Consider the following 5,179-nt stretch of genomic DNA (forward strand, 5'->3'; position numbering starts at 1 on the left):
GATCGGCTCGGCCGCGGCCATGGCCCGGGCGGCAATATTCATCACGGTGTAGGTGCCTACAAGATTGACCCGAACCGTGCGTTCGAAGGTGTCGATCGTCAGCGATCCGTCGCGCGGCAGGATGCGCGTTGCCGTGCCGATCCCGGCGCAGGACACCACGATCCGCGGCGCGCCGAACGCGCCGGTGACGGTGGTGAAAACCGCCTCGATGGCCGTCGCATCGCAAACATCGGCGCCATAGCCGACACCGCCGATGGCTGCTGCCGTTTTCTCGGCGGCCTCAGTCGAGAGATCGACCGCAACGACCGTTGCGCCGCGTGCGGCAAGTCTTTTTGCCGTTGCCTCGCCCAAGCCGCTCGCGGCCCCCGTGACCAGCGCCACTTCACCTTCGATCTTCATGCATTCTCCTCAACTCCCGATCGCAAGTAGAGCCAGCTTTAAATTGTTTTGTCAATGAACAGTTTTGAAAATATCATATTTTTTGATGATCCGCATAAATGCATGATTAGTGCCATTCAATGCCGCTTTCGTGCATTTCCTGTCTCTCGTCGTCCCGCTAACGTCGAGGCAGCGAGGACGGAGGAGGTCTTTCATGAAAACCCAGGTTGCCATCATCGGAGGCGGGCCGTCCGGTCTGCTTCTGTCCCAGCTTCTGAACCGCCAGGGCATAGAAACAGTCGTTCTGGAGCGCGCCGGCCGCGATCACGTTCTCTCGCGCATCCGCGCCGGCATTCTCGAATGGGGCGCGGTCGAACTGTTGCGCGAGGCCGGCGTCGGCCAGCGCATGGACGCCGAGGGTATCGCCCATGACGGCTGTGTGCTCTCAGACAATGATCTTCAGGTGCGCATCGATTTTGCCGGGCTCACCGGTCACAAGGTCATGGTCTATGGCCAGACCGAGGTGACCGCCGATCTCTACGCTGCGCAGGACGCCACGGGGACCCCGATTTTCCATGGGGTGGAAGATGTCGTGATTGACGATCTCAATCAGGCGCAGTCGACGGTAAGCTTCACCCATGAGGGAGAACGCAAGGCGATCGCCTGTTCCTATGTCGCCGGCTGCGACGGCTTTCACGGCGTGTCCCGCCGCACCATTCCCGAAGAGAAGCGCCGGGAATTCGAGCGTGTCTATCCTTTCGGCTGGCTCGGCATCCTGTCGCGCACGCCGCCGGTGCATGAAGAACTGATCTACGCCAATTCCGATCGCGGCTTCGCGCTCGCCTCCATGCGCAGCAAGGCGCTGAGCCGCTACTACGTGCAGGTTCCGCTTTCCGACAAGGCCGAGGATTGGTCGGATGCGGCCTTCTGGGAGGAATTGAGACGCCGCCTGCCGAGCGATGTCTCCGCACGATTGGTGACAGGACCGTCGATAGAGAAGAGCATCGCACCGCTGCGCTCCTTCGTTTCGGAGCCGCTTCGCTGGGGCAATCTCTTCCTCGTCGGCGATGCGGCCCATATCGTGCCGCCGACCGGCGCCAAGGGTCTGAACCTCGCCGCCTCCGATGTCTGGTATCTCTTCCATGCGCTCGTCGAACGCTTCGGTTCCGGCTCTCCTGCGGGCATCGACGCCTATTCCGGCCGGGCGTTGCAACGCATCTGGAAGGCCATGCGCTTCAGCTGGCAGATGACCATGCTGCTGCATCGCTTCGACGGCGAGGACAGTTTTGCCGCCGAGATGCGCAAGGCGAGCCTTCTGCATCTCTCGCAGTCTGAAACGGCGCGACGGGAGCTTGCCGAAAACTATGTGGGCCTGCCTTACTGAGGCGTCCTTGGGCCGGCGTCGATTTCGCCGCCGGCGCCTTTTCTTCGTCGGCCCGGTTCCTATGCCCGGGAGCCGGGCCGATATTCACGTGCAATGCGTCAAAGCCGCTCGAGCGCGACGGCAATACCCTGGCCGCCGCCGATGCACATGGCGGACAGCGCCTTCTCTCCCGGCTTCAGTTCCAGCATCGCGGTGCCGGTGATGCGCGCGCCGGACATGCCGAGCGGGTGGCCGAGCGCGATCGCCCCGCCGTTCGGATTGACGCGCGGATCGTCATCGGCAATGCCGAGGTCGCGCAAAGTCGCGAGCGCCTGCGATGCAAAGGCCTCGTTGAGCTCGATCACGGAAAAATCTCCGGTCTTTAACCCGAGCCGGCGCATCAGCTTGCGCGCCGCGATTGCCGGACCGAAGCCCATGATGCGCGGTGCGACGCCGGCGGTTGCGCCCCCGAGGACGCGGGCGATCGGGTTGAGGCCGTGCCTGACGGCGGCTTCCTCGCTTGCAAGGATGAGCCCCGCCGCTCCGTCATTGACGCCCGAGGCATTGCCTGCCGTCACCGTTCCGCCGGCGCGGAAGGGCGTGGGAAGACGGGCAAGCACCTCGACGGTCGTTTCAGGGCGCGGCTGCTCGTCGCGCGCGACGATCTTCGGCTCGCCCTTGCGCTGGGGGATGGAGACCGGCGTGATCTCCTGCGCCAGTCGGCCGTTGTCCATCGCGCGGGCGGCCTTTTGTTGCGAGGCGCAGGCAAAGGCGTCCTGGTCCTCCCGGTTGATCGAGAAGTCCTCCGCCACGTTTTCGCCGGTCTCCGGCATGGAATCGACGCCGTAGCGCGCCTTCATCTCAGGGTTGACGAAGCGCCAGCCTATGGTCGTGTCGTAGATTTCCGCATTGCGGGAAAAGGCCGTCGCGGCCTTCGGCATCACGAAGGGCGCGCGGGACATGGACTCCACCCCGCCGGCGATGATCAGCTCCGCCTCTTCGGCGCGAATGGCGCGCGCTGCGGTGATGACGGCATCCATGCCCGAACCGCAGAGGCGGTTCATGGTCGTGCCGGGCACCTCCACCGGCAGGCCGGCAAGAAGGGTGGCCATGCGCGCCACATTGCGGTTGTCCTCGCCGGCCTGGTTGGCGCAGCCGAGAATCACCTCGTCGACGGAAGACCAGTCGGTCGCGGGGCTGCGCTCCATGAGCGCGCGGATCGGGATCGCGGCAAGGTCGTCGGCCCTGACGGCGGAAAGCGCGCCGCCGAAACGGCCGATCGGGGTGCGGATATAGTCGCAGATATAGACGTCTTTCATGGATCACACTTCCGGTACGTTGAGTTCCGCAACATCGCCTTCGACGTGAAGCGGCCCGCCGGTCAGCGCCTGCAGGTCGTCAAAGGACAGGGCGGCCAGTTTCTCGCGGAGAACAAAATGGCCGTTGGTGATATCGATGACGGCAAGCGAGGTATAGACCCGCGTGACGCAGGCGATCCCCGTCAGCGGCAGCGAACAGCGTTTCACCAGTTTCGGCGCGCCCTTCTTGGTCACATGGTCGGTGACGACAGCGACGCGCCTTGCGCCATGGACGAGGTCCATTGCCCCGCCGACGGCGGGAACGCCGCCCTTGCCGGTCGACCAGTTGGCGAGGTCGCCGTTTTCGGCCACTTCATAGGCGCCGAGAATGGCGACATCCAGATGGCCGCCGCGCACCATGGCGAAACTGTCGGCGTGGTGGAAGAAGGCCGTGCCCGGGCGCAGCGTGATCGCCTTCTTGCCGGCATTGATGAGGTCCCAGTCCTCCTCGCCCGGTTCCGGCGCGGGCCCGAAATCGAGCACGCCGTTTTCGGTGTGAAAGATTGCCTGCCGCCCCTCCGGCTGAAACTTCGCCACCATTTCGGGAAAGCCGATGCCGAGATTGACATAGGCGCCGTCCTCTATGTCCTGGGCGGCGCGCCAGGCGATCTGGGCATTGGAAAGCTTGATATCGTCGACGGAAATCATGGGTAGACGGCCTCCTGCCGGGTGAGGAGTTCTTCCTGCGCGGGCGCGGCGACCTCGACCACCGAGGAGACGAAGATGCCCGGCGTTATCACCTGTTCGGGGTCAATGCCGCCGGGCGCGACGATGCGGCTCGCCTGGACGATGGTGGTTGTCGCGGCCATCGCCATCAGCGGATTGAAGTTGCGCGCGGCCATGCGGTAGGTGAGGTTGCCGTGGGTATCGGCGGTCTCCGCCTTGATCAGGGCGAAATCGGCCTTCAGCCAGCGCTCCTGCACGTAGGGCCGTCCGTCGAATTCGGCGACCGGCTTGCCGTCGGCAAGTTCGGTGCCGTACCCGGTCGGCGTATAGAAGGCCGGAATGCCGGCGCCGCCGGCGCGGATGCGCTCGGCGAGCGTGCCCTGCGGCACCAGTTCCAGCTCGATCTTTCCGGCAAGATAGCGCTCGTTGAACACAGTGGCGTTGGACGAGCGCGGAAACGAGCAGATCATCCGGCGCACGCGGTTCTGCTCGATCAGCGCCGCAAGTCCGACATGGCCGTTGCCGGCATTGTTGTTGATGACCGTGAGGTCCTTGGCGCCCTGGTCGATCAGCGCGTGAATGAGCTCGATCGGCGCGCCTGATCCGCCGAAACCGCCGATCATGACGGTGGCGCCGTCGAAAATCGGCCGAACGGCGGCCTCAATCGTCGAAATTGTCTTGTCCATAATGTCGACCTCCTATCGACCTCCAGGATTTTAGGGAGGAGGGCGACGAAAGTCAGCCTGAAAGTTCATATGACGAATTTTGTTCGTCTGATGATCGGAGGCGTGCGTCAGCCGAACGGCCGCCTCGCACCGATCCCGTCTCGTTCTGGAGTATGACGCGCGCCTTGCCTGAAAGTGCCCGCTCGGCGGCGAGGTCCTCCGGCATTTCGCGGGTATGGCCCATGTTCAGCATTTCCGCGTGAATGACGCCGCACCAGCGGGCCGCGATTGGCAAGGAGGACGAGATAGCCTGCCACGCGGCATGCCCCACGCCTTCGCCCCTGCACAGCTGCGCGCAGGCGTCGGGAAGATGGAGACCTTCCTCGCGAGCTTCCTGCCGACGTTTCACTCTTCACAATGTAACAAGTAATAAATCAGAAAAATAAGTTTGCAATATTGAATTATCGGAATGTATATTGATTATATAGAGCAATATACAAGTATATATTAGTATAAATGTATATGGCTCGCAATCTTTGGCAATTCGTGACGGCCGCGGCGCGGCTGTTCCGGCGATCAAGGCGGGGGAATGGAATGTCTGCTAATTTTCGCAGTTCGACTGAGGGTCCTTTCAGCAACGGTCATGTTGCGCCTGGCGCGACAAAAGATGGCGGGCACAAGCCTCGCCCGCTTTCCCGTTTCCTGTCGGGCACGGCGTTCACGACGCTGCTTCTGGCGAGCGGGGCAGC

5 protein-coding genes are annotated in these 5,179 nt (G+C 63.2%); 1 reads left to right on the forward strand and 4 read right to left on the reverse strand.

What is annotated here, in order from left to right:
• The coding region (locus AC5DC2_RS19010; RefSeq protein WP_491699604.1) for an SDR family NAD(P)-dependent oxidoreductase at positions 1-399 on the reverse strand (399 nt) is incomplete at its 3' end.
• Between the two features lie 193 nt (positions 400-592).
• Between AC5DC2_RS19010 and pobA the strand changes: the two genes are divergently transcribed.
• Entirely contained in the window at positions 593-1,762 is a 1,170-nt protein-coding gene (gene pobA / locus AC5DC2_RS19015; RefSeq protein WP_024706393.1) for a 4-hydroxybenzoate 3-monooxygenase, read from the forward strand.
• A gap of 98 nt (positions 1,763-1,860) precedes the next feature.
• Here the strand turns inward: pobA and pcaF are convergent, their stop codons facing one another.
• Genes pcaF through AC5DC2_RS19030 form a run of 3 tightly spaced genes read right to left on the reverse strand, consistent with a single transcriptional unit; the run spans position 1,861 to position 4,451 of the window.
• A complete protein-coding gene (pcaF, locus tag AC5DC2_RS19020) occupies positions 1,861-3,060 on the reverse strand; it encodes a 3-oxoadipyl-CoA thiolase (protein WP_491699605.1) in 1,200 nt (399 codons plus the stop codon).
• Between the two features lie 3 nt (positions 3,061-3,063).
• Positions 3,064-3,747 carry a 3-oxoacid CoA-transferase subunit B gene (locus AC5DC2_RS19025; RefSeq protein ID WP_491699606.1) on the reverse strand — a complete coding sequence of 228 codons (684 nt, stop codon included), beginning with the start codon at positions 3,745-3,747 and terminating at the stop codon, positions 3,064-3,066.
• Positions 3,744-4,451 carry a 3-oxoacid CoA-transferase subunit A gene (locus tag AC5DC2_RS19030; protein WP_491699607.1) on the reverse strand — a complete coding sequence of 236 codons (708 nt, stop codon included), beginning with the start codon at positions 4,449-4,451 and terminating at the stop codon, positions 3,744-3,746. Before AC5DC2_RS19030 ends, AC5DC2_RS19025 begins: the two co-directional genes overlap by 4 nt.
• Positions 4,452-5,179: the final 728 nt, after the last annotated feature.

This window comes from Martelella sp., from assembly GCF_984369615.1.

Coding starts and splice junctions, on each gene's coding strand:
- AC5DC2_RS19030 (WP_491699607.1), bottom strand. CDS start 4,451: ATGGACAAGACAATTTCGACGATTGAGGCCGCCGTTCGGCCGATTTTC.
- AC5DC2_RS19025 (WP_491699606.1), bottom strand. CDS start 3,747: ATGATTTCCGTCGACGATATCAAGCTTTCCAATGCCCAGATCGCCTGG.
- pobA (WP_024706393.1), top strand. CDS start 593: ATGAAAACCCAGGTTGCCATCATCGGAGGCGGGCCGTCCGGTCTGCTT.
- pcaF (WP_491699605.1), bottom strand. CDS start 3,060: ATGAAAGACGTCTATATCTGCGACTATATCCGCACCCCGATCGGCCGT.